This is a genomic window from Halobacteriovorax sp. RT-1-1, from assembly GCF_047085455.1.
Lineage (GTDB): Bacteria > Bdellovibrionota > Bacteriovoracia > Bacteriovoracales > Bacteriovoracaceae > Halobacteriovorax_A.
The window spans coordinates 1,949,462-1,973,171 of the sequence record NZ_JBKIXZ010000001.1 but is presented as its reverse complement, the minus strand read 5'-3'; the positions used below and the strand labels follow the sequence as shown (position 1 = coordinate 1,973,171).

The 23,710-nt window shown below is 36.8% G+C and carries 20 protein-coding genes; 6 read left to right on the top strand and 14 right to left on the bottom strand.

What is annotated here, in order from left to right; all coding sequences use genetic code 11:
* Nucleotides 1-25: 25 nt before the first annotated feature.
* From ACMAWV_RS09540 to ACMAWV_RS09530, 3 genes are all read right to left on the bottom strand, one after another.
* Nucleotides 26-1,537 (bottom strand): cytochrome c biogenesis protein, encoded by a 1,512-nt coding sequence (locus ACMAWV_RS09540; protein WP_103217094.1) that lies wholly within the window; start codon nucleotides 1,535-1,537, stop codon nucleotides 26-28.
* Nucleotides 1,534-3,201 carry a cytochrome c biogenesis protein ResB gene (locus ACMAWV_RS09535; RefSeq protein WP_412470580.1) on the bottom strand — a complete coding sequence of 556 codons (1,668 nt, stop codon included), beginning with the start codon at nucleotides 3,199-3,201 and terminating at the stop codon, nucleotides 1,534-1,536. The genes ACMAWV_RS09540 and ACMAWV_RS09535 overlap by 4 nt, the downstream gene beginning before the upstream one ends.
* 84 nt (nucleotides 3,202-3,285) lie before the next feature.
* Nucleotides 3,286-3,990 carry a heparan-alpha-glucosaminide N-acetyltransferase gene (locus tag ACMAWV_RS09530; RefSeq protein WP_412469478.1) on the bottom strand — a complete coding sequence of 235 codons (705 nt, stop codon included), beginning with the start codon at nucleotides 3,988-3,990 and terminating at the stop codon, nucleotides 3,286-3,288.
* Between the two features lie 81 nt (nucleotides 3,991-4,071).
* Between ACMAWV_RS09530 and ACMAWV_RS09525 the strand changes: the two genes are divergently transcribed.
* The 3 genes from ACMAWV_RS09525 (at nucleotide 4,072) to ACMAWV_RS09515 (ending at nucleotide 5,582) form a co-directional block, all read left to right on the top strand.
* On the top strand, nucleotides 4,072-4,686 hold the full coding sequence (locus ACMAWV_RS09525; RefSeq protein ID WP_103217097.1) for a hypothetical protein: 615 nt from the start codon (nucleotides 4,072-4,074) through the stop codon (nucleotides 4,684-4,686).
* Between the two features lie 76 nt (nucleotides 4,687-4,762).
* Entirely contained in the window at nucleotides 4,763-5,065 is a 303-nt protein-coding gene (locus ACMAWV_RS09520; RefSeq protein WP_021267353.1) for a c-type cytochrome, read from the top strand.
* A gap of 49 nt (nucleotides 5,066-5,114) precedes the next feature.
* The gene (locus ACMAWV_RS09515) at nucleotides 5,115-5,582 is read left to right on the top strand and encodes a hypothetical protein (RefSeq protein WP_103217098.1); all 468 of its coding nucleotides are present in this window, start codon (nucleotides 5,115-5,117) and stop codon (nucleotides 5,580-5,582) included.
* Here ACMAWV_RS09515 and ACMAWV_RS09510 read toward each other — a convergent pair.
* Genes ACMAWV_RS09510 through ACMAWV_RS09500 form a run of 3 tightly spaced genes read right to left on the bottom strand, consistent with a single transcriptional unit; the run spans nucleotide 5,572 to nucleotide 11,684 of the window.
* Nucleotides 5,572-6,081, bottom strand: a complete 510-nt coding sequence (locus ACMAWV_RS09510) for a hypothetical protein (protein ID WP_412469479.1) — start codon at nucleotides 6,079-6,081, stop codon at nucleotides 5,572-5,574. The genes ACMAWV_RS09515 and ACMAWV_RS09510 overlap by 11 nt on opposite strands.
* A gap of 22 nt (nucleotides 6,082-6,103) precedes the next feature.
* Nucleotides 6,104-8,452, bottom strand: coding sequence for a hypothetical protein (locus ACMAWV_RS09505; protein ID WP_412462541.1), 2,349 nt, complete (start codon nucleotides 8,450-8,452; stop codon nucleotides 6,104-6,106).
* 49 nt (nucleotides 8,453-8,501) lie between these two features.
* Entirely contained in the window at nucleotides 8,502-11,684 is a 3,183-nt protein-coding gene (locus tag ACMAWV_RS09500; protein ID WP_412469480.1) for a hypothetical protein, read from the bottom strand.
* Between the two features lie 236 nt (nucleotides 11,685-11,920).
* On the opposite strand from ACMAWV_RS09500, the gene ACMAWV_RS09495 reads away from it, so the two are divergent.
* Complete coding sequence (locus ACMAWV_RS09495) at nucleotides 11,921-13,582, top strand: RDD family protein (RefSeq protein ID WP_146037785.1); 1,662 nt, start codon at nucleotides 11,921-11,923, stop codon at nucleotides 13,580-13,582.
* 23 nt (nucleotides 13,583-13,605) lie between these two features.
* Complete coding sequence (locus ACMAWV_RS09490; RefSeq protein WP_412469481.1) at nucleotides 13,606-14,403, top strand: undecaprenyl-diphosphate phosphatase; 798 nt, start codon at nucleotides 13,606-13,608, stop codon at nucleotides 14,401-14,403.
* On the opposite strand, the gene ACMAWV_RS09485 is transcribed toward ACMAWV_RS09490, so the two are convergent.
* Genes ACMAWV_RS09485 through ACMAWV_RS09450 form a run of 8 tightly spaced genes read right to left on the bottom strand, consistent with a single transcriptional unit; the run spans nucleotide 14,380 to nucleotide 22,490 of the window.
* On the bottom strand, nucleotides 14,380-15,357 hold the full coding sequence (locus tag ACMAWV_RS09485; RefSeq protein WP_412462544.1) for an NAD-dependent epimerase/dehydratase family protein: 978 nt from the start codon (nucleotides 15,355-15,357) through the stop codon (nucleotides 14,380-14,382). The genes ACMAWV_RS09490 and ACMAWV_RS09485 overlap by 24 nt on opposite strands.
* Nucleotides 15,358-15,361: 4 nt before the next feature.
* Entirely contained in the window at nucleotides 15,362-16,993 is a 1,632-nt protein-coding gene (locus ACMAWV_RS09480; RefSeq protein WP_412469482.1) for a fatty acid CoA ligase family protein, read from the bottom strand.
* The gene (locus ACMAWV_RS09475; protein WP_412469483.1) at nucleotides 16,977-17,843 is read right to left on the bottom strand and encodes an alpha/beta fold hydrolase; all 867 of its coding nucleotides are present in this window, start codon (nucleotides 17,841-17,843) and stop codon (nucleotides 16,977-16,979) included. Before ACMAWV_RS09475 ends, ACMAWV_RS09480 begins: the two co-directional genes overlap by 17 nt.
* Entirely contained in the window at nucleotides 17,843-18,871 is a 1,029-nt protein-coding gene (locus ACMAWV_RS09470) for a 3-oxoacyl-ACP synthase III (protein WP_392992109.1), read from the bottom strand. Before ACMAWV_RS09470 ends, ACMAWV_RS09475 begins: the two co-directional genes overlap by 1 nt.
* A gap of 10 nt (nucleotides 18,872-18,881) precedes the next feature.
* Nucleotides 18,882-20,270, bottom strand: coding sequence for a phytoene desaturase family protein (locus ACMAWV_RS09465; RefSeq protein ID WP_412469484.1), 1,389 nt, complete (start codon nucleotides 20,268-20,270; stop codon nucleotides 18,882-18,884).
* 45 nt (nucleotides 20,271-20,315) lie between these two features.
* The gene (locus tag ACMAWV_RS09460) at nucleotides 20,316-20,561 is read right to left on the bottom strand and encodes an acyl carrier protein (protein ID WP_103217109.1); all 246 of its coding nucleotides are present in this window, start codon (nucleotides 20,559-20,561) and stop codon (nucleotides 20,316-20,318) included.
* Between the two features lie 25 nt (nucleotides 20,562-20,586).
* Nucleotides 20,587-21,831, bottom strand: a complete 1,245-nt coding sequence (locus ACMAWV_RS09455) for a beta-ketoacyl-[acyl-carrier-protein] synthase family protein (RefSeq protein ID WP_103217110.1) — start codon at nucleotides 21,829-21,831, stop codon at nucleotides 20,587-20,589.
* The gene (locus ACMAWV_RS09450; RefSeq protein WP_103217111.1) at nucleotides 21,828-22,490 is read right to left on the bottom strand and encodes a GbsR/MarR family transcriptional regulator; all 663 of its coding nucleotides are present in this window, start codon (nucleotides 22,488-22,490) and stop codon (nucleotides 21,828-21,830) included. The genes ACMAWV_RS09455 and ACMAWV_RS09450 overlap by 4 nt, the downstream gene beginning before the upstream one ends.
* 336 nt (nucleotides 22,491-22,826) lie before the next feature.
* On the opposite strand from ACMAWV_RS09450, the gene ACMAWV_RS09445 reads away from it, so the two are divergent.
* A complete protein-coding gene (locus ACMAWV_RS09445; protein ID WP_103217112.1) occupies nucleotides 22,827-23,672 on the top strand; it encodes a hypothetical protein in 846 nt (281 codons plus the stop codon).
* Nucleotides 23,673-23,710: the final 38 nt, after the last annotated feature.

The window sequence follows — 23,710 nt, the reverse complement described above, 5'->3', positions numbered from 1 at the left end:
AAGGGCCTCTTAGAAGGCCCTTTTTTTATGCTGCTTTATGATTTGATTTTATGACTGTTAGAATTAAAAAGATCGTTTGCACTGCAAAGAATGTTCCTAAGAAGTAGGCACCACCTTGAGAGAATCCATAAGAGTGAAGTCCTGTTGCTAGGATGTAGTTAACTCCAAACCATGCCATCATTACACTCATGAAAGCTGCTGCAACTAGTACTGAAAAGCTCTTATTTGTGATCCAATTTGTATACTTTCCGTGAAGGATTGCCATGTAGATACAAAGTACAATTAATGACCATGTCTCTTTTGGATCCCATCCCCAGAAACGTCCCCAAGAGTAATCGGCCCATACACCACCAAGGATAATTCCTGCTGCAAGCATGATGATACCGTATTTAAGAGTCGTATAGATTAGATCGTTATAATATGTCTCATCTTCAACTTTAAAGTCTGTGAAAGCTCTTTTGAAAAGAATTGTATTTGCTAGAATCCAACTAAGAGCAAGGGCACCATAAGACATGATAATTGTCGTAACGTGTGTGCTTAGCCAGAAGTTATCTCTTAGAACGGGAACAAGTGGACTAATCGATGGTGAAACCATATTTGTCGCAAATGTAATCATCATAAGTGTACATAGGTTGTATGCAAGTCCCATGTATAGGTAAGTCTTTTCATTTTTCAGGTGACCAATGATCATCGATAGAAGTAGAGCACCATAGCCTGAAAAGATCACTGTTTCATACATATTTGTAATTGGCGCACGTCCTGAAATATAAACTCTTAATGCGATATAAACAGTTTGAACAATGATTGTAAGTGTTGATAGAGCAAGAGCTACACCAAATTTCTTGAAAAGAACTAATGCTGCCAAGCCAATTAAAGTAAGAGCGAAAGCGATTTTAGTTAGTTGTAGCTTATCGAATAAGAATTCTGTTAAATACTTCTCTCCTTTAACTTCGATATAGTCTTTCTTTGCTTTAGCAAATACATCTTTAAATGGAGTTGAAGATACTTGCGCTAGAGCGTCTACTTTTTCTTTTGTTAGAAAGTTTGTTACAGGCTCCCAGCTTATCTCATTACCCATTTTTACAGGTAACTGCCAGTTGTTCCCACTTGTTATATCTTGATAAAGAGCGATCTTGTTAAGGAGTCTATTAAGCTCCTTCTTGTAACCCGACTCAACCTTTTCTTTCTGGTAGGCCATTCTAATCGTTACATTTTCATCGATTAAGTCATCAAGTGCCATTGAACTCTTGCCGCCAAGAAGTTCCTTTGCGTTCTTGTGTTCAATCTTTGTCTCAAGCTTAAATGGAGCCTCTAGGCCAAATGCCTTAGAGCTAAGAAGACAAAATGTATCTACTGATGAGTATCCTTTTGCCTTGTACTTTCCTGTTAGGTGATGAATTACTTCCTTTGCATGTACAGTAAGCGGCTTAATTCTTCCATCTTGAAGAATTGGAAGCTTACCTAATTCATCATTACAAAAATTAACGTTTGCAAGTGTACTTGTTGCAATAAGTAAACTTAGTAGTATCTTAATCATTTCTTATCTCCTAGTTGGCCATTATCTGCTACTTCAAGACCTAATAGGTCCTTAGTTTTTCTCTTTGGGCGATAATTTAAGTAGTAATGCCATAGAGAGCCTAATACGAGTAGGATTGAGCCTAGGTATTTAATCCAGCGTCCTTGATCAAGGTTAACTGATAGGGTTGAACTATATTGTCCAGTTTCTGGGTCCTGTGAGTAAGAAGCCTGGTAAAATGTGAAGCCATCATACTTAAGGGGGTTATTCATATAGATATGATATGGAGATGTCTCTCCGTCTGTGAATAAGTTAACAAAACTCTCATAACTCGCTGGACGGTTAGTACCAGGGTCTTTATCCATCTTAAATCGAGTTAACGTAAACTCGAATGGTAGAAGAAACGATCTCTTTGTTAAGTAAACATTAGTCTTTACACCATCGATTAGAACAGAAACAGGCTTGTCATCTGTTAGCCAATATTCCTTGTCTCTAACTTGGATTTTTGCAGCTCTCGTAATACCTTTTACAAGGCCTCCGTTTTGCTGAATAGGAAGAGTTGATTGTGGAACCATTGTTGGAACAAGATTTTGTTCATTACGTACAAGTTTTAAAGTAAAGCCCATCCAAGGAAGTGACATTAGGCCTTGGCCATCAAAACTTTGGCTTACCCATTTATCTGCATCCTTATCAAAGAAAGATGCTGAATCCCCAAAAAGGAATAGGTTCGGTTTTTCTTTAAAAAGATTTTTTGAAAATACTCTAATTGGAGCATTCATTGCTGGCTTTAATTCTTGATCAAGTGCCCATGGGCTTAAGTCTGGAAGAAACGAGTAAACATTTTCTCCATCTTTAATGACAAAGAATCGTTTATTTGTTGCTGTCTCTTCTACCTTAATATTTTTCTCTTCAGCTGTGTAGCATTGAGATGTTCTTGAGTCCCATAGAATTAATCCACTATCACTTGGTGTAGAAAAGCATGGAGCAAGTGTCTTTGGTAAGTAAGTGATGCTTAGAAGTCCCATGCTTAGAGAGGCTTGAAAATCAAATGCTTCAGGATGAAGACTTAGAGTGAAGTCTTGGGCCACGTTATCATTAGAGATGATATAGCTTGATGAATGCATATTCTCAGAGTCATTTACGCTATCTTTGGCCGGCTGCCAACGCATAACTTTATCAGCAAATGGAATGTACTCTTTAATTTCAATTTCTTTATATGTAACATCAATACTACTATCAAATGCACTATAAGGTAGGGGAAGAACAGCTCTTGTATTCTCATCTGGACGAGTGATCTCAATTACATCTTCATTTAAAACAACTTGCCTCGATGGGCTCATTGGTTGTAAGTGAATTGTCCCGTCGATACCTGCGATATATGTGACAAAAGAACCAATACCAATAATGATAAGGCCGGCGTGAATTGTATAGAATCCGTAAAGTCTCTTTTTGACTGGAAGTCTGATTAATGCCGCAAATAGAATACTTAGGCCCATGAAGAATTGGATGGCCATAAACCACCATGTCTTATAGATAAGTCTTCCTACAAAATCTGTTCCGTAATAACTTTCAACGAATGTTCCTACAATCATTGCAAGTGAAAATAGTGAGATAATAAAAACTGCGAATTTCATTGAGCCAATCGAACGCTCAAAGTACTTGTAATTGAACTTGTTACTTACCATTGCTTTTTAGCCTTTTTCCTTTGCTAAATTAAATAGCATAGTTGGTAAAGAGAGGCTATGGATTTCAAAAAGTTTTCAAAAACCTTACAAAAGTGGCGCGCTTTTTATGATCATGTACGCAATATAAACAATTGAGTAGAGAAAGAGTTGATGAGTAACATAAATGATGAATGAGTGCTTACCTAAGAACTGAATAAAGCGCACGATTTTCCATTGAGGATAGTCGATTTGATGCCATTTTAGATGAAAGAAGGTGATACCAAGCATCGAGACTGCGGCCCATGGAAAGACTGCTATATAATCTAGTGAAGCGTGACTCATTTCTGGAAATGGAATGGCATATGGAGTCATTTGAAGCACGAGAATTACCAATGCAAGTAATGCGCTAAGCCAAGGCTTTTTTCTTATAGGAGTCACTAGGATTGTTGTGAAGAAGATACAGTGTAATGTTCCAAAATAGATCCAATTTTTTGGAAACATAAAATATGTTGAGACACTGATAATTAGTGCCGCTATTCCGATCTTTGCGAGGCGAATTAGGTAGGGACGTGGGTGAATCTTTCCTGGGTGTGCCATGCACATTGAGACACCTACTGAAAACATAAAGAGAGTCACAATAAGGCGTGGAAGATAGTACCAAAACCCTGGTCTAAAAAATTCAACATCCACAAAACCAAAGACATCAAGATCATAAGTAAAGTGGAAGATAATCATTAAAATGACGGCAACACCTCTGGTCAGGTCAATTAGGTGGTATCTCTTTTTTACTGTTTGTGAATCTTGTGTCATTTCTAAATGATAGCATAATCTCTTAATTTATGGTCAAAAGTATTCAAAGCTGATAATTTGATCCATACAAAAAGGTGGATAATGACAATTTCAAATAAAGCACATGAGCTTCTTAGGGAGCTCGATCCTGCACAATTTAATCAATATATTTCTGCAAACTTCTTTGATGATAGCTTTATGGCAAATGAAGAGGATGCATTGAAGAAAAAGGCCCTACTTTATAGTGCTCTTACTATTATAAAAAAAGTTGGCCCGGCATCACTATTTGTTATGACTTTTAGAGAAGCCGAAAGTTTTCTAAGAGATAATGCTAGTGAGCATAGCTGGCCTAATGTTTTGGATTTAAAAAAGTGGTTTGAAACAATCTTGCAAGAGATTCAAAAAGAATTTTTTGAAAATGCACTTATGAATAATAAGATTGAGATTCTTAATTGGGAGAAATTGTCTTTGCAAGAGCGAATTCAGAAAATGGCCCTACTTATAGATAATGTGAATACTACATTGGAGAGTTATAATTTAGGTCAAATTGAATTATTTAGCATTGAAGAAAATGAGGTCTGTGTAGATGATGGGATAGCTTTTGGTGGCTTGCGTCAGTTACAGGCCGATAGTTTAAAAGAAATTATTTACGATGGAATCGCTAAGTATTTGAACTTTAGCTTTCAATCTCAGCGTATAAAATTAGTTGCGCAGTGATGTATAAGCAGTTAATATTAGATAGCTATACGGTAAAGAAAATTAACAAATTAGATATTATAAAAGAGGAAGTAGAATGAAGTTAACGGCCCTTGCACTTATCACACTAGGTATTTTTTCAATGAATACTGCTCACGCTCAAAGCGCGGCCAAAGGTAAGACTCTATATTCACGTTGTATTTCATGCCACGGGGATAATGGGGAAGGAAAGAAGTCGATGAACGCTCCTCGTATTGCTGGACAATACGACTGGTATATCTATTCATCACTTGTTCAGTTTAAAACTGGTGAAAGAAAGAACCCAGATATGTTACCATTTATTAAAGGTCTGAACGACTCAGACTTTAAAGATCTTGCTGCTTATATCTCTACGCTATAATTGTAGAAAGATCTCAGTTTTTTACAATATTATTTACTAGGAAGGAATCATGGTAAAGGCCATTCAATTAGGTGAACTAAGTTTTGAGTCAGTTACATCTCAAAAGAAAGTAAAAGACGTTTACGACTATAACGTTGAGGCATTTTCTGATAGTCCAGATTTCAAGTGGACATTAGATGATATTAAGAAAGAGTTGTCTGATGGTTGGCAGCTTTATTCAGTAAAGTTATCTGAGGAGATTATTGCAGCTGCTTTCGTTAAGAAAGAGGGTGACAAACTTCTTTGTAAGAATACATCGATTAAGATGCAACATAGTGGAAGTGGTTTTTCTCACAGAATCATGGACTTTTTTGAGCAAGCAGCGAGAGAGTTTGATGTGAAGGAAATTGTTCACTTCTGTTCAATTGATAATTTCAGACAGTATTCACTAAATGAAAGTCACGGTTATGAGAAGACGGCCCGTCGTCTTGGAAATAACGGACACACTACTGAGTGGATTAAGCAAATTAGTAAGTAGTAGCAGGATAATGTCTTGTGCTTAGGGGAGACTCGTAGCGAGTCTTCCCCCAACTCTTTTCGATTCTTCCCGTCTTATTATCGATAATTGCTGTAAATGATTGCGGCATCCCATTTACATCACGATTTACAATATAAATACTCTTATCTGTTATTTTTAACCTCTTTACGATTTCGAATTCACTATCTGCAAGGATAGGCAGGTTCTTTTTAACTTTCTTAATTACAGCGATGTCTTCTTTTGTGAGCTCTTTAGCAACTTCTACGAGTGAGTCTGATTCGCTCACTTCTGTATTTGGCGTTGCTGTAGAAGGGATTGATGCAATTTTTCGTGAGTGATCGCTATGGCCGTGGTGATGCTTGCGCGCTTTAAATCGTGTCTTCTTCATACTGTCTGTAGGTGAGTATTCTTTAGAGATCGTTTTTGCATCATTTTGATATGAAGAAATAATAAATAATGCTGCTAACGAAATACTGCAAAATATTAAAAACTTTCTCATCGAGGCCTTCTTTTGATTGCGTCTATTGCTCAATCGTAAAGTTAATATTTAAAATACTAAAAGGTTCTTCACCCGCAAATTCATAGTCTTTAAAATCGTCATAGTTCGAACTACTAAGATCATGGTAACAGTCTTCACAATTTGCAAATGTCATACGTAGACGACAAGATACTTCTGTTCCTAGTGGTATATTTTTATTGATTTCAAAGAACATAATATTTGAGTCAGTAAAGAGTGGTGCTCCTTGCTCGGCCTGCATTGTTTCTTGCCAGTTTGACTTTGGTGCCATGAATGGAATGTTTTGAACATTTGTGCTTGGAATTGCTTTTACGAAACAATTATTTAAGTCATTCTGAGTGCGGTCTTCACCTTGACCTAAACAGTCTTTTTCAAGAAGTCCAATATCTGACTTCATTTTCTTTAAGAATTCATGTTGGTTTAAAAGTTTTGTACTTGTTCCATCATTATAAGTAAGCATACAAACAGGCATGATTCTTCCTGTGTCGTTGTAATTAGTTTCATTTATAGGGTCACAAGCTTTTCCACCTTGTGAAACAGAAGGGTAGCCATCACTTAGATTTGAGCATGGAACTCCATCTTGCATATGGGCCCAATCTGAAGCAAGGATTCGTGTTCCTGCCATGATTGAACTAGAATTGTTATAGACGCTAACAAATAGACCTACGATCTCTCCAGGTGAAACTTTACCGTTTCCATTATTATATCGTGCATCTACTGTTGTAACTTCTCCAACATCCATTTGATTTTGAATTGTTTGATACACTGAAGAGCGAATATCAAATACACTTAATGATGAGTAAGAAGAGCGTGTGTCTTTAATAAGTAGATTCTTGTTAATAAGCTCTGACTTTTTACGATTAAGAGGATTAACAGTAATATTTGTCGTTGAAACTGAGTTTAAGTTATTATTGTAAGTTCTAAAAAGTAGCAGCCCGTATGAATCAAATAGTTGTTCTAAATTGTCTTTAGAAAAATTTTGGTATGTGCATAGGTTGTATTGGCTATTTGTAATATTATAAACATTTCTAGCAAGTGATTGCGAAAAACGTCTGAAGTTAATTGGATTCACTGATTTAAGCCATTCTTTTGCATATTGTTGATCAAGGTTGATTTGGCCACTAAGACCATCTTTTGCCTGTGCTGATAGATCTCCTAATTCTCCTAATGATTCAACAAGTGCGTAGAAAACAAGTTTCTTTGCACCGTCAATATTACCTGTACAACGTGTACTAAGTTCCTTTGTTAAAGCAACAAGAAGGTGACTGATGATTTGGCCATCGACGTGAATATCGTCAACACGGCTCTCTGTGTTGTAAACGTCGTAACCTAAGTATTCAGGATAGCTTAGTCTTGAGTCTTCATCTGTTGAAATACCTGCAATGTGCATTGAATCGTCTTCTGAGATCGGGCGTGAAGCATTTGCAAATTTACCTAGTCCCCATTCACCCATGTGTTCTCTATTATTTGTGAAGTATGAGAAGTAATCTGCAATACCTTCATTTATCGAGTAGGCTTCATCGTGACCAAAGTAGCCTAATGCAGATTCTTCAAGACAAATTGGATTTGATGTATTTAAACAAAAGGCAGCGTTAAATGCTCTGTTTCTGTGGTTCATTAAACGATCAACAATAGCATGTCCAAATTCGTGATAAATGACAGAAGGGTCTTGGGCCATCTTAATATTTTGATAACCAGGAATATAACCTAATTTGATTAGGAAGTTACTAGGATCAAAACTCGCATTTTTTCTAAGGCTAGCATCTGCGTGGACAACCAGTTTTGCCTTATTAGAAGCATTCCAGTAGGCCTTGTGTAGGTCTGTGTTTGTCGGTACTGAAGTATCATATGAAACTTCATTTAAGCGGTCGTAGACATAAGTTGTCACATCACCTAGATAAGTATCGATTACTTTTGCTGTATGATAGAAAGCATTGATTTGTAAGAACTCTGTAGTCGTAACAGGAAATGCCCATTTCCTCGATTCATTTTGAAAAGCTGATACACCAGCATCTTCAGTTACTTCGAGGCAATCTCCAATAAGTGAGCACGACTTTGTTAAGTATTCATTGCTTGTAATGTAAACAGGTGAGCGAGTTATTAGCGTTGATAAATCAGTATTCTCATCAGCAGCATAATCGCTTAGAACTAGTGGGTTGGCCGTTAAGATACGGCCATAATTTGCTGATACAGTGTCTTGTGTATTATTTAATGCTGATCCACCAGATCCTTCTCTTGATGAAGATGCTTGATCGACTACACATGAAGTTGCAAGGATACTGATACACCCTAAAGTCCCTAGTGTATGAAGTATTTCTTTTCTTTTTTTAACTATACGTACCGCAAATTTCAATTAGGCCTCCCATGCCCTTGAATCAATATAATCTTTTATTCTTTTCGTCTTATTGAATCATTCCATCTGACGCTAGGTCACGATCGATCTTTTCAATAAGTCCTGGAATAAATCCTTTTTGACCGTATTGAGAACCATTGATGGCCGCACAAGCAGTTCCACTATATTTCTCACCAATACGGTTCCATTCACTTTGTAGTCCTGGAGAGCTAATTTGAGTAATAATCTTGGCCTCGTAAGCAACTCCTAAAGCGACTAACTTATCTTTTTCAAAGTCTTTTCTTTCTCTCGTAATACATTCTTCTTTTGCTGTATCGGCCTTGCTGTCACATAGTTTACCAACGTATTGGTCACGCCCAGAAGAGAGCATTTTACAAAGACCTTTTCCATCATAATCACCACTAATTTCTGATGCTCTATTCTTAAGAGACTGAATCTGTTGAGCGATAATTAGGTTCTTATCAGAAATCTCCTTAAGAGCATCTTCACTCATTTGAGTATCTTCTTTGATAAAGTTTTGAATCTCTTCTTTATACTTACTCTCATCTTCAGATAGGTTGTCTGTTAACTTGTCTGTTAGAGATGTAATAAGTTGCTCATCATTTTGTCCACTATTAGAACAAGCGCTTTGTAGCTGAGCTAGAGATTTACCACTATTTGTTGACTCTTTAGAATCTCCATCTGATGGAATACTTCCTTCCGCTGATGCACTTGCACATAACTTCTTATACTCAGAGATTTGTTCAAAAATTAGTGTACTTGATGATCCACCATTCATTGCCATTTGAAGAGGTGACTGTCCACCTGCTTGGGCCTGTAGGATTGAAGCGATCTCAGTTGCATCTGAATAAAGATCACTTGCATTATTGTCTCCAGTACAACCTGGTCCTGGACTAGAGTCCTGTAGACCTTTTAACTTGTAACAGAACTCAACCTGTTGTTGTGATGCCTCGGCAGCTTTCTCTGCACCTTCTTTCGCTGCTTTTTGAGCTGCTTGATTTCTGTCGTTAATTGCAGTGGCACAGTTCGATACGAACTCTTGCCATTTTCCTCTTTCTTCTTGAAGGCTCTGGTTAATTTTTTCAACTTGAGAAGCTAGGTGAGTATTTTGATTCTCAAACCATTTGTTAAGGTCTGCTCTCATGCTTGCACTGTTACCATTCATTCCTGCAAGAAGGTCACGCATAAAGACTTCAGGATCTTTTTCTAATAGAATACCTTTCGTTTCAGCTTCATCCATTGCTTGATCAAGGTCTTGAAGTTTTCCAAAAGTTAAACCTGAAGAAGCTGGAATACCATATGCTCTTGCCATTTCTGGTGTTAGGTTAGGGAACATATTTTTGTATGCATGATCCGAAACTTTTTGCATATGTGCTTGCATTTGCGCCATAAGTGCTTTTGCTTTATTTTCGTATTGCTGCATTTGTGCGTTGTAGACGTCTGCTTTTTGCTTAAGTTCTGCTGTTTTTGCGTTTACTAGTGTTTCTGTAAAAGTAGCACATGTATTAACATTGTCTGAACAAGCTGCGGCCTGTGTTACACAAAATGATTTACTAGAAGTTTCGTAAACATCTGGGCCACACTTGCTAAGCTCAACTGCATTTCCATTACAGTTGTAAATAAGCTCATCGATTTCGGCCATGATACTTCCACTTCCTTCAGAGGCAAGTGTTCTCTTTGTAAGAGACTGAAGTTCTTTAGCTTCTGCCTTAAGTGCTTTCGCTTCAGCACGGTATGTTTCAAGGTTTGCTACATCACCAGCTGGCTTAAGGTCACCATTGTAGATGGCCACACATTCATTTTTAATATCGCTATAGTATTCTCTAGCTGTTTTTGTCACACTTTTTCCACTGCTATTAGAAACAGTGATTCTAATATCATTATTATTAAATGAATTTGCTACGCTATCTAAAGAAGATAATGAAGTCGGATCAGAGAAGGCATTTGAAGCAGCTCTTTTAAAAGATGATAGTGTATCACCTTGGTTCCCAAGTCTAACGTTATCAAATGAGTTAACTGCTTGGTTAATTGGAGTCGAGTAGGCTGCGGCATTTTTACCTGTCATACATTCGATAATGAATTTTTCTTTGTATGAGTCTTCTGATTTTGAAGCTAAGCGATCAACTTTAATTAAAAAACTTGGATCATCAAATTTTGGAAGGTCTGCATCGCTTACACCAAGACTAGAAAGCATTGTTTGAACTTTCTTAAGTTTTGCTGTTGTATTTTGAGCAGCAAAAGTTCTTGCAGATGAGAATAGGTTAGCAAATTGAGTACCTTTGAAAAGGTCTTCTCTTAATGCTTCATCATATCCACCTGTAGCAAGTCTTTGAGCAACTTTCTTCTTATCAGACTCAATTTGATTTCTCATTGTGATAAGAGAGCTTCCTCTAAAGCGCTTTGCTTTACGGTCATCACTGCTCATTCTATCTTTTAATCCTACTAGGCCACCTTGCTTCTTGATGATTTTATTTACATCATATGCTTCTACACATGAAGCAGGCATTAATTTGTTAAAGTCAGTATTAATAAAGTCCTGACTTACGTTATTTCCACCACCATTTAGTAGGGCATGGATTTCTTTAATTTTGATTCTATTCTTCTTTTGAATTTCTGCTACTTGCTTAAGCTCTGCTTCGAATTGTTCAATCATGCGATCATACTGAGATGTCATTGAAGCAAAGTTATCTTGAATACTCTTCATACCATCTTCGATACATTGAGATCCAATGTAAGGAGGTGTGTTTCTTGGTTTTAGAAAACTTGTATATTCGTTTAAAATATTTTGTCCAAACTCTAGTGCCTGCTCTGGAATTTTTAGATTCCCACCAATATTACAAGCTCCGTTTGGTGCAAGGATTGGCTCAGGTGCAAGAGGACAATTAAATGCAGGGTGCATTCTTCTAGACTGAAGCTTTTGTTGAGCATCGGCCTTTGACTTGTTGAAAGCTTGAAGTGCTTGGATCTCTGTATTTGAAAGACGTCCTTGGTTGTACATTTGTTGAGAGATATCCCCAATCATGTTTAGACCACCAATAACCGTCTTCATACCTGAACCAGACGTGAACTCTGACCAAGACTCACCATTTTTCTTAAAAGCGAATGCGCTCATTGGAATAGATGAATGAATAAGAGTCAGTGCCATTACGCTAACTTTAACTTTTTTGAAAGAAGAACTCGTTCCTTTCTTTCCTAAGTTATTTTGCTCTTTGGCCTTCGTTAATCTTTTCACTTTACTTCCCCTGTCAATTCAATGCTTTATACTTATCGACATTTTAGTAATTTTCTTTATTTTATTAATGAATCGATGCCTGACCTAATAAATTGGTTAATAAAATGGCCAGGGGTGCAAATAAGTCGCTGATTTTATGTGATGGAACATGAGATTTCATAGTGTTAAAATACTTCTATAATTGAGAATATTTAAAATTTCAGTGCCAAAAATAGTGGCCGTTGGTTGATTTATCTATGACGTTTTATTCAAATCGCTACCTAAGAATTACTGCTACCATCATCGATTTATGCCTGTGCTTATTTATAAGTTATGCTCTACTTGGTAGTGAATTTATCTTATCCATTACAAATGCTATTTTTTCGATAAAAAATCTAAGCGCTTCACTACAGCATCTCTATGTTTATCTGATGACGTATTTTCTCTACGTTTTCTATTGCTCATTATTTTTCAGCATAACAATTGGACAATACTTTTGTGGTGTAAGGATCATTGCTAATACGGCCATGCAAAAGAGATTGGGTGCAATCATGCGCTTGATTCTCTTACCAGTACGCTTATTACTTGATGTTTTTGCAAAGGGGATTGAGTCTCCATTTAGTGTGAGGCTTACAGCATCCCGAATTACATATAAGTCAAAAGTAGTCTCTTATCTCATGGCCACAATCATCTGTGTTGTTGCAATTGGAGTAACTCCATTTAGTGCCTTAATGTATAAGCAACAATTGTTTAGCTCGCAGTTTGTTGATTTCGGCCTAAAAACTTTTGTTGAGGGTGAAATAACTGATTTTGAATCTTTTGCTGAAATTGGCTCAACATCTTTGGGATTTTCAAGTTTTACAAATTTAGATAATTCGAGATTTACAATTAGGCCTAGTTTTGAAATTAGAAAAGTTGATTCGAAAACGATTTATCGTCCACTAATTTCTATTTGGGATACGAAGCTTAATAATAAGGGAATCTTTAAAATTTCTTCTCGCTTTGATCTTTATTCGTTGGTTAAGATTGCTCGTGATAATCTGTTTCTATTTGATCTGTATTATCCCGAGTTGAGTAAAGTATTAGAGTTATCAAAAAGGGGAGATGATGAACTTTACTATTTAAGTAGTAGAGCTAGTTTGGAGTTATTTGAATTGATTTCAAATGCATTTCTCGTTAACTATAAAAGTATTCCGAGTTTACTATTAAGGGGTCATTTTCAATTCCTTCCTTATCTTCAACTTAAATTAGAATTAGAGAAGTTACTTGAAATAACTAATGATAATTATATCGACTTTATTAAAAGTGGTGAAAATATCCTGATTAGAAAAAAAGATTATTCAGGTGAAAATATAATTTACCGTGAGACTTTTTTCAGCCTTTCACTTCTAAGGCCTGTCGTTTATAAAAGCATTTGGGACAGAAACCTTGATAATGATAAAGCGCAAACTGCTTTTGCAAATGCTCTTTTTTTTAAAGCAAGATGGGGAGAGCAAGTAAGTGAACGCTTAGCAATTTGGGTAAAAGATCAGATTTTTAATCCATTGGCAGGTTTTGATCTTATCTCTAATAATTCACAAGTCGAGATCTCGAAAAACTACTCCCGTGGACTAGAGAACTACCTAGTTGAATATTACAAGAAAGATGCAATTAGAGCGATAGAGTCTGGAAATGATAATTATATTTCTAGTGTACGTTCGGCCTTACAGCGATTTGCATTAGTTTTTCAACTAGCAATGGAAAAAAATGTAAATTCTTATTCAAAGGCAACAATAAAAGGTTTTAATGATATCTTACTTGCTCTAAAATTAAAGGATGCAAAAATGCTTTCAGAATTAAAGAGTAATTCTGAAGACAAGAAAAAAGATACGTCAAAAAATACTAAAAAGAATAAAAGTAAGCGCAAACGCAAGCGTTAAGAAGTAACAAAGGAAGTTGAGAGATGACATTATGGATGGCAGTCGTCTATGGAATTATTCAGGGGCTAACAGAATTTTTACCAGTTTCTAGCTCTGGACATCTCGCTCTACTACCTTTTATCTATGAGTTTAAAGACCCAGGTATTTTCTTTGATTTGGCCATGCACGTAGGGACTGCTCTTGCGGTTGGTATCTATTTTCATCACGATGTGAGAAGAATTGCTAAGAACTCTTTCTTATTTTTTATTCCCGGAAAAAGCTGCGATAACTTTACTAAGAACTTTATTATAGCAACTTTCTTCACGGGCTTTTTTGGCCTAATCTTAAAATCTACGGCCGAAACTTATGGCCGAAACGAAGTCTTTATTGCATTTAATTTGGCGTTCTTTGGTATTTTACTTTTTATTTCAGATCGAATCGGTAAGACGAATAAAAATATGGAAGGCTTTAGGGCATCTTCTTCAATTGTAATAGGCCTTTCGCAAGTTCTATCAATCTTTCCTGGTGTTTCTCGTTCTGGAATAACTATAACGGCAGCTCGATTTCTAGGGCTTTCAAAAGAGGATGCTTCTTCTTTTTCATTCCTTTTATCTCTTCCCTTAATCTTTGCCGCATTCTTATTAAAGTCTTACAACTTGATTGGCAAACCACAAGACGCTCAATTTGAGGTTTTAAATTGTGCTATTGGCGTTCTTGTTTCTTTTCTTGTAGGCCTTGCGACAATACATTTCTTTATGAAATTGATTAAGCGAATTCAATTCAGCTACTTTCTGATCTATCGCTTAATCCTAAGTGCTTTAGTTTTTTATCTTCTCAATTGATTCGTCGATTGAAATTCTTGGAGAATAGCCAAAATCATTTAATGCGTTATTGTGTTTAAAATAATGAGATGTTCCCATTTGAAGGGCCACAAATCTTGTCATTGCCGGTTGGCCATCGTATTTACCGATTAACTTATAGATGAACTCACAAATTGCACCAATAATGTAGACTATCCTTAATGGTACTTTCTTTGTTAAAGGAGCAACTCCTTTTGCCATAAGTAGTTCATTAATAAAGTGCCATAGATTTACTGGTCGCTCTTGACCAATAAAATATGCTTTACCTTTATTCTTGGCCTCTCCAACTAGCTCATTTAGGGCCATTACATGCGCATAAGAGGCATTCTCGACATAGTTAATATCGACGAGATTATCTCCATGACCAATTATTTTTAATCGTCCACTCTTGGCCCTTTCAACTAGAGTAGGGATGATATTCTTGTCTCTTTCTCCGTAGATTAAATGAGGGCGAATTGCTGTTGTTAGAAGATCTTGAGTGTTTGCTGCAAGGACAAGCTTTTCCGCAATAGATTTTGTCCTGGCATATTCATTCAAATAATTTTCTGGATATTCTAATGCTTCATCACCATTTTTTATTTCATCTTTTCCAAAGACAACACTTGGGGTACTCGTGTAGACAAGATATTTAACGCCTGCTTCTTTCATTGCTTTTAAAAGATTTTTTGTTCCTTCAATATTAATTCTTTCAAAATCTTCTTTTCTTCCCCACATCCCAACTTTTCCGGCAACGTGGAAAACAGCATCTATTTCAGACAATGCGTTTCTGATATCTTGATAATTGGTAAGATCTCCTTGGTGTGTTTTTATACCCAGCTCTTTAACTTCATCAGTTTCACGTCTAGAGAAGTTAAATACATCATGACCTGCGGCCAAAAGATCCTTTGCAATATGATAGCCTAAAAAGCCTGTTACACCTGTGACGAGTATTTTCATTTAATTACCTAAGTTTTCCCTGTTGTGCCATTTGGGCCAGTGCTTTGCGATCAATTTTTATATTATGTCTAATATCTACTGGAAATTTAGAACAGATGTAGATCTCATCTATATCTTTAGTATGACTATATTTATTTGCCATAATCTTAAGCTCTTGCTTAAGGCGTGATTTATTAAGAACTCGTCCTTTCGGTTCAATACTCAGGGCAGGACGAACACGGTTATTTCTTAAAATCCAAATCAGTGCCGATTTATTTACTTGAGGGTGCTTATTGAAAATCGCTTCCGTTGAAATAGGGTAGTATGTCGTAGCGTGGGCCTTTACCTGATGGGCCTTTCTTCCATAAAACCATACACGCCCTTGTGCATCTATCTTTCCAAGGTCTCCCATTCGGTGCCAGAATGTATCACCATCATAAATTTTAGCTTCTCTCGTTTTGTTTGGAAGCTCATGATAGGCCGCTGTCGCAGTTTTTGTACGAACAATAATTTCCCCAACAACACCTTTTGCTAATTGCTTAGTATCTTGAATGTCTTTGATAACACCATCAACATCTTTAATGATTCTAATTTCGACACCAGGACAAGGTAGGCCTATACAAGTTCCACCACCTTGTGCCGTCTCAAATTGTGTGTTCGTTAAGACTTCTCTTCCATTAAAGCAGCTCACAGGCAAACACTCAGTTGCTCCATAAGGTGTATAAGTGTCAGCATCCTCTCGTTCAAGGCGAGCGATCAGTTTTTCATGGACTTCATTTCTAACTGGCGCTCCAAACATGACGACATATTTCACCGTCTTTAGTGTTTGGTTGGTTTTCTCTAGGTAGTCCCCAACGCGCTCCCAAATTGCTGGTGAGCCAGCAATGAAAGTGGCACCATTATCATTAATATTCTTAACAAGTGCCTCAGGATTACATTTTGCAGGCTTGCTTGGGTTCATATCTGGAATGACACTCGTCATCCCCATCGACATTGTAAAAAATGAAAAGAGGGGAAAGCCTGGTACATCAACATCTTCAGGTGTTAAGCCAAAGAGTTCTTGTAAGACATCAGTTTGACGATTAAAGATCTCATGAGTGTATTCTACACCCTTAGGTCTTCCTGTTCCGCCTGATGTAAAAAGAATTGCTGCAAGATCAGAATTTTCAACTTTCTCAGTATCATATCTTAGCTGATCTTTTTCTTTTAGTGACTTGATTGTTGTTAAATGTGAAAATAGTTTACCTTCAGTCGTAAAATATTTTTTTATACTTTTGAAGCTATCCTTTTTAAACATTCTTAGGATATGAACAATATTTACTGCAATTAGGTAGTCAGGTTTTGCATCTTTAATCGCTTTAAAAAGGTTTTTAAGTCCCATTCCAGGGTCAATTAAAATTGGTATTGCTCCAATTTTAAAAAGTGCAAATGTTAGGGCAGGAAAGTCAAAAGATGGCCTTACAAATAAAAGAACCTTGTCTCCTTTTTGAATTCCTTCCTGGTTTAATGCAGCTGCATAGTGAGAGCTTAATTGATTAAATTCTTTAAATGTCAGCTCATCATAGTGATAACCACTACCAGTTTTTTTAGGGAATTTTAAACAGATTTTATCAGGCGTCTTTTGGGCCCAATTTTCGATCCTATGCGCGATATTCATTTAAGAAACCTTTTATTTCCCTAAGGCAATTTTCTTTCTCATCTTCAATCACGTAGTGGCCAGCATCTTGGTATACTACATACTTGCTGTCAGGGTAAAAATCCTTCCAACGCTTTAGGAAATCCATATTAAAACAGAAGTCTTGAGCTCCCCAAAGAAACATCTTAGGGCATGTTACATTTTTCAAATTATCTTCAATTTGAGAAAGCTTCGCATATGTTGGATGTTTACTTGATAAAGGGATATCCTTTACAAAGCGTGCTGTCGCAATACGATTTGCATAGTTATTGTAAGGATGAAGGTATCCTTCTTTAATATGCTTTGCTAAAGGCTTTGTCGTCGTCATAAAAGTTGCAGGCCAAGCGAATGCATTAAATGCACGCACCATTGGCTCTCCAATTACAGGCAGCTTACAAAGGGCAATTCTTTTTGGAATATCAAGAGATCTGAATGCTGCTGTATTTAGTAAGATTACACCAGTTACATCTTGCGGGCGTGATGTTGCAACACCCATTCCAATCGCACCACCCCAGTCATGAACAAGTAGTTTAAATTTTTTCACTCCCAATTTATCTAGGAGAGTCAATACATTGTTAATATGATTTTCTAATGTATAGTCATAATCTTGTGGCTTATCTGAAAGTCCACAACCAAAATGATCTGGAACAATACAGCGGTATGTATCTTTTAATTCATTTACAATATTTCTGTAATAGAACGACCATGTTGGGTTTCCGTGAAGCATAACAATGACTTCAGCATCTTTATTTCCTTCGTCTAGATAGTGATAATTCTTATTCTCAATTTCGATGAAGTTACTCTTATATGGATATTCTGTTTTCCAGTTCATTACCAACTTACTCCTAGTACTGAGCATGATAGCCCAGACCCAATGCCTACAAGGGCAATTTTCTTACCTTTTTCAATTCCTTCAATGTCATTCATCTTTGCAAGAGTGATTGGTAGTGCGGCAGATCCGGTATTTCCCAATGTATCAAAGGTATCAAAAGTTTTATGATTAAGTAGACCAAGTTCCCCCAAGACTATTTCTTTGTGGGCCTTTCCTACTTGATGGCCAATCACAATATCAATCTCGTCTTGATTAAGTCCTGAGTCAGTAAATGTCTTTTTTGCAAGGGCCTTTCCATACTTTAGTAATTCCTCTGAATCCGTCTCCATTACTAAAGATTCTGGATTCCCATCACCTTGACATAATTTATTTGCCGCTGAATCACTACGATTTGTAATAGAAGTAATTTGCGGCGCACTTGGTGCTTCGCTTTTGTGAGCAAGGCAGTAGGCTACACCTGCTGAACCAATTGTTAAATTTGCAAAGAATTTCTTCACAGACTTTCTTGTAATTGACTCGTCTTCATTTAAAGTTTTGATAGTATTTTCTAATAGAGGAGCGCTGTTTTCACCTGAAACAATAATGGCCCTTTTAATCGCACCTGTTTCAATCATATTGGCAACCACTTCCCAAGCACTCACCATTCCAAGACAAGCATTTGAAATATCAAAGAGCATGCACTCGCTAGGCATCTCTAAATTTGAGTGTATTACTGATGCTGTTGATGGCTCAAGAAAGTCACGACATACACTTGAGTTGATAAGAAGATTTACATCTGCTTTTTTAATTCCTTTCTTAGATAATTTATCTAAGAGTTTATTTGCAGCTTCTGTTGCAATTGAACTTGGCCTAGTTGAGTTAGGCCAAAAACCACGTGATTTGATTCCCGTCATAAGCTCAAGCCTTCCTTGTGGAAGCTTCAGTCTCGTGTAAAGAGGTGAGAGCAGCTCTTCAAGTTTATCACTTGTTAGAACCTCTGGCGGTTCGATGTATGCATAGTCTTCTATTACAACATTATTATATTTCATATGGTGCCTTTTATTCCATTAATCCATGTAGGTTTGCCATGGAAATTCCACTTAGCATGGATCCGATAATCCCAAGGAAGCCTTGATCCGTTCCGCATAGATAAAGTCCTTCAACTGGAGTTCTTCCATCTCTTAGCTTATCTGTTGATCCATATACACATCCACGAAGGTGTCCAGTGTAGCGCTCAATTGTATGTGGAGTGAAAACATCTTTGAATTTCACATCAAGTGAGGCATTTGGATATATCTTTTTTAAAGTTTGAAGTGATTGCTCATAAACTTCATTTTTCATCGCAAGGTAGGCCTTGCGATCTGAGTTTACTAAATCTTTCCATTTTTCATAATTTGCCATATAGGTAAGGCGAATAACTCCCTCATCACTATCATCACTTGCAAAATTATTTGGAAAGCAGATTACGGCACTTTTATTATCGATGAATTCAGTTGGCCCGCGATACTGATAATCTTCTCTCTCATTATAGAAAAGAATAGTATCATTCATGTCAAAGTCTTTTGGTCGCTCATCAAGACAAAGAATTGTTTCACAAAAAGTCATCGGTCCTACTGCAACCTTTTGTGCGCTTTGACCTTCTGTAATGGCCATCGTTTCTGGATGTCCCATACTTGAAATGACCTTGTCACATTCAAGGATTTCACCATTTTCAAGAGTAACACTCGTTACTTTATCTGAGTTAGTGTTAATAGAAGCAACACCTGCGCGAAAACGAAGTTCTCCGCCAAGTCCTTCATACTTATCAAGTAAGAGGTTAATGATTTTTCTAACCCCACCATCAGGTCTTGCAAAACCTTCAAGGTAGATACTCTTAAACATGATAACAAATTGAGAGAAATCCATATCATCTTCCCATGCTGATCCGTAAATCAACAGCGGAGCAAAAATCATGGAAATTAGCTTTTCATTCTTAATATATTTTCTGGCAACATCTTTTGCCATATAAGTTTCATTATTTAGGGCGACTTCGTTGAAGTCTCTAATATAGGCAACAAATTGATTAAACTCATCAATTGATGCTGGGAATTTGTCTGCAATTTCTTGCGTAAGAACTGCAAAGTCATTTGTAAATGTCAGTGTTGTCTCAGGGAATATAATCTTTGATTGTTTCTGTTCAATAAGATCAAGTTCTGACCAAGGAATTCTTAGTTGTTTAAGAAGTTTTGTTAGAGGTTTTCCTCTTTCTCCTCTGGTCGCAAAATTTGTTAGGGCATGAAGGCCAACATCGAAATTTCTTTTACCGCGACGGTAGTAAGAGTTAAGCCCTCCTGAAATTGAGTGTTTTTCTAAGCACACAACTTTCTTGCCAAACATAGCAAGGCGAATGCTTGCTGCAAGTCCACTCATTCCAGCGCCAATTACAATTACATCATATTTTTGTGTCATAGTTTTTACTTTATAAAAGGGCCACGGTTGTGGCCCTTATTAAATTTATTGAAATTTTGGTGTTAGGTAAGCAACACAAGAGTTCATTGAAGCTAGCTCAGGGTAATCTTCTTGAGGTACTTCAATTGAGTGTTGTTTCTTAAGTTCCATTACGATATCAAGGAAGTCCATTGAATCTAGGTCTAGTTGATCTCTTAGTGGAGTTGCATCATCGATTGAAGTTACATCGTCATCAACTGCAATGTCTGCGATAATATCAACTACGATTTGTCTTACTTGTTCTGGTGTCATATTTTTCTCCTGTGATAATTTAAAGTTAAGCCTTAGCTTCGTATTTTTTTATAATTAAAGTTGAATTAATTCCTAACATCCCAAATGAGTTGTTAAGGATATATTTAACGTCTTTCTTTAGTGGTGCTTCAAGTACAAGCTGATCCATTGCACACTCAGGATCGATTTCATCAATCTTGTGACATGGGTGTACTAGGCCATCTTCAAAACTAGGTAGGTTCCCTGCAAGCTCAAGTGCTCCGGCCGCACCCATTGCATGACCAATTAAACCTTTGGTGCAATTTACTGCAACTTCTGGTGCATCTTTAAAAGCTTCTTTTATTCCTGCTACTTCTTGGATATCACCCATCTTTGTACCAGTTGCATGAAGGTTTACAATATCGATATCATTAATTGTGATACCTGCTTTTGCTATTGCTTTGTGGACACATTCCATCTGGCGCTCAGGATTAGGAAGAACAAAGTCTGTTGCATCACTATTTGTATGATAACCTGCAACTTCTCCGTAAATCTTAGCTCCACGAGCTAGAGCATCTTCTAATCTTTCTAAAGTGTAGACACATCCACCTTCTGAGATAACGATTCCATTTCTATTATTATCAAGTGGGCGCGAGGCACGCGTTTGATCTTCTGGAAAATCTGCTAGTGCACCTTGTGCTTTGAAAGATACATGGTTACCAAATGAGTTCGATGACTCTGAAACTCCACCAGCAAGTGCAAGATCAACTTCTCCAAGTTGAAGCATTTGAACTGCTTGAATTAGTCCCATATTTCCTGCCGCACACGCAGCTCCAATTGTATAGTGAGGTCCAGTAATTCCAAGGTTTAGTGAAACTTCCCCTGCAGGATTATTTGCAACTGTTCTTGGGTTATGGTGATGAGTCCAAAGCTCAGGCTTTTCTTCATTGTTTTTATAAAATTGGAAAAGCTCTTCTTCAGTTTCAACAGGTCCGTGCTCTGTAATACCTAAGTAAATACCAATTCTTGATTTATCAAGTGTTGCAAGATCAAGTCCAGCATCATCGAGCGCTTCTTTTGAGCAGTAGACAGAGATTCCACCGACGCGAGTTCCACGTTTTCTCATTTTTCCTTTTTGGTGCTTTCTTTCGTCAAAGTCACATTTTCCTACAGGGATCTGGCCCATAAAACGTACTTCTTCATAAGTGATTCCCGACTTTTGCTCTAAAAGAGCGCAGCGGAATTCATTTAAGCTATTTCCATTTGGTGCAGTAAGGCCTACACCCGTGATGACAACACGAGATAAGTTCATTCATTAACTCCATTATTACTATGTTTTTCATTTTCTATTTTTGAAACAATATTAAGGAAAGAGTTCCTTAAACCAGATGTGATCCCTGACTTTATTTGATTAATATCTGTCAGTGAGTTCTTCAGCACTTTAGTGACCATTGGAAACTTTTCAATGGCCATATAAGGATTATCAAGCTCCTTGCTAATAGAGATGATAAATTCACTTAGAGACCTAGCAAATCGAGTCGTTGTTAGGATGTTAGTTAAGCGCTTCTTTCTTTTTTCATCGTGAACAAATTTAAGAGATTCTTGTGTGATATTTTCAAATTCTTCGATTATTTCGAGCTCACGCTTCTTTACGATATTTGAGACAATATTGATGGCATCATCATTGGCCTCATGTATCTTCATACGTTTAATTTCTGGGTGATCATGAGTGATGATCATTTTATAAGTCGCAAGAGTCTTTAGAGCACTAGAGACTGCAGGCTGAGATAAGCCTAAGATTTTTTCAATTTCATCAGAAGCTAGTGGCCTAGATGAATAGACAAGTACACCAAAGATGGCACCTTCAATTCTTTTAAAGCCAACTTTTGAAAAAAATGCTTCATAATGAGGTAAGTACTCAAGTAGCTTCTTTTCAACAATCTCAATGTCCATATCAACAGCTTCTTTCATCTTGAAATAACCTTTATATTTTAAAAATAAAATATAAGTAATATTGTCTAAGTGGTCAATCTTAAAAGGATCCTAAATCTTTATTGGTGTGCACAGTGTCTTTATTTTGCGATGCAAGGTGCATCTTGGACCTGATATTTCTAACAGTTTCTTAAAGCACCAGTAAATAATCCAGTTTAGGGCCAATGTGGTACTAAAAACATCAACTTTATGAGACAAAAGTTGGCATGAATCTTGAACTAGTTTCATTATTCTAATTTTAAAATCACGAAGATTTTATTAATGACTGGCCTTGCTGAATAGCAGAGGTATCAATTTTTTTGAGGGAGAGTATAAATGAAAAAATTATTAGCGGTTGCAGCACTTGGTACGTTACTTGTTTCTTGCGGTGGGAGCGGAGGCTCAAGTTCATCGTCTACTTATGGAAGATACACTTCTCCATATGTGACAGCACAAGGTTTTGTATCGGCACTTAATAGTGTTGATCCTTATTACTATGACCTAAACACTCTTGAGAAGGATCAGTATGATTCTCTTAGAGAAGATTTCTTTGTTTATTTCGATGCTAAGTATAATGAGTTCGTAGCAGTTGATATTACATACCTAAGAACACTTGCATATTGGGATTACTATTCGAATAACCAAGGTTTAGCTGATGAGTTCCGTGACATTCAATCAGATGATGCTTGGGACTATGGAATCATCGGTGATGGATGGGGTGATAACTATGAAATCGTTGATTATGTAGGATCTGATGTATTTGGTGATCCAGTATTCCAAGGTTTTGATACTGGTTACTACTATGAAGATGAAGAAGAGACAATGGATACAGGTCTTATGGCCGCAAATGATGAAGAGCTACAGATGTTCAATAAAGCATCTCTATACTCTCAGGCCTTCAAGCTTCCTGCTGATAAGGCACTTTCTCTAGTAACGATGGAAAAAGAAGTTAAAAAGATGCTTGATAATGCAAAAGATGGTGAGCTACTTGAGCAAGATCAACAAGCAATCGCAAACAATATCAAGCACTTCACAGGTAAATCAATCGAAGAGTTTATGGCAGCTAAAAATGATCTAAATGCACGTGAACAAATCATTGATGATGTAGCTGGACACCTAGGAACAACGACTCAAAATATCGAAGACGTAATTCTTCCAGAGCTACTTTCAATTGAATTATAAGTAATTGAAATTATATCCAAATACCACACATTTAAGAG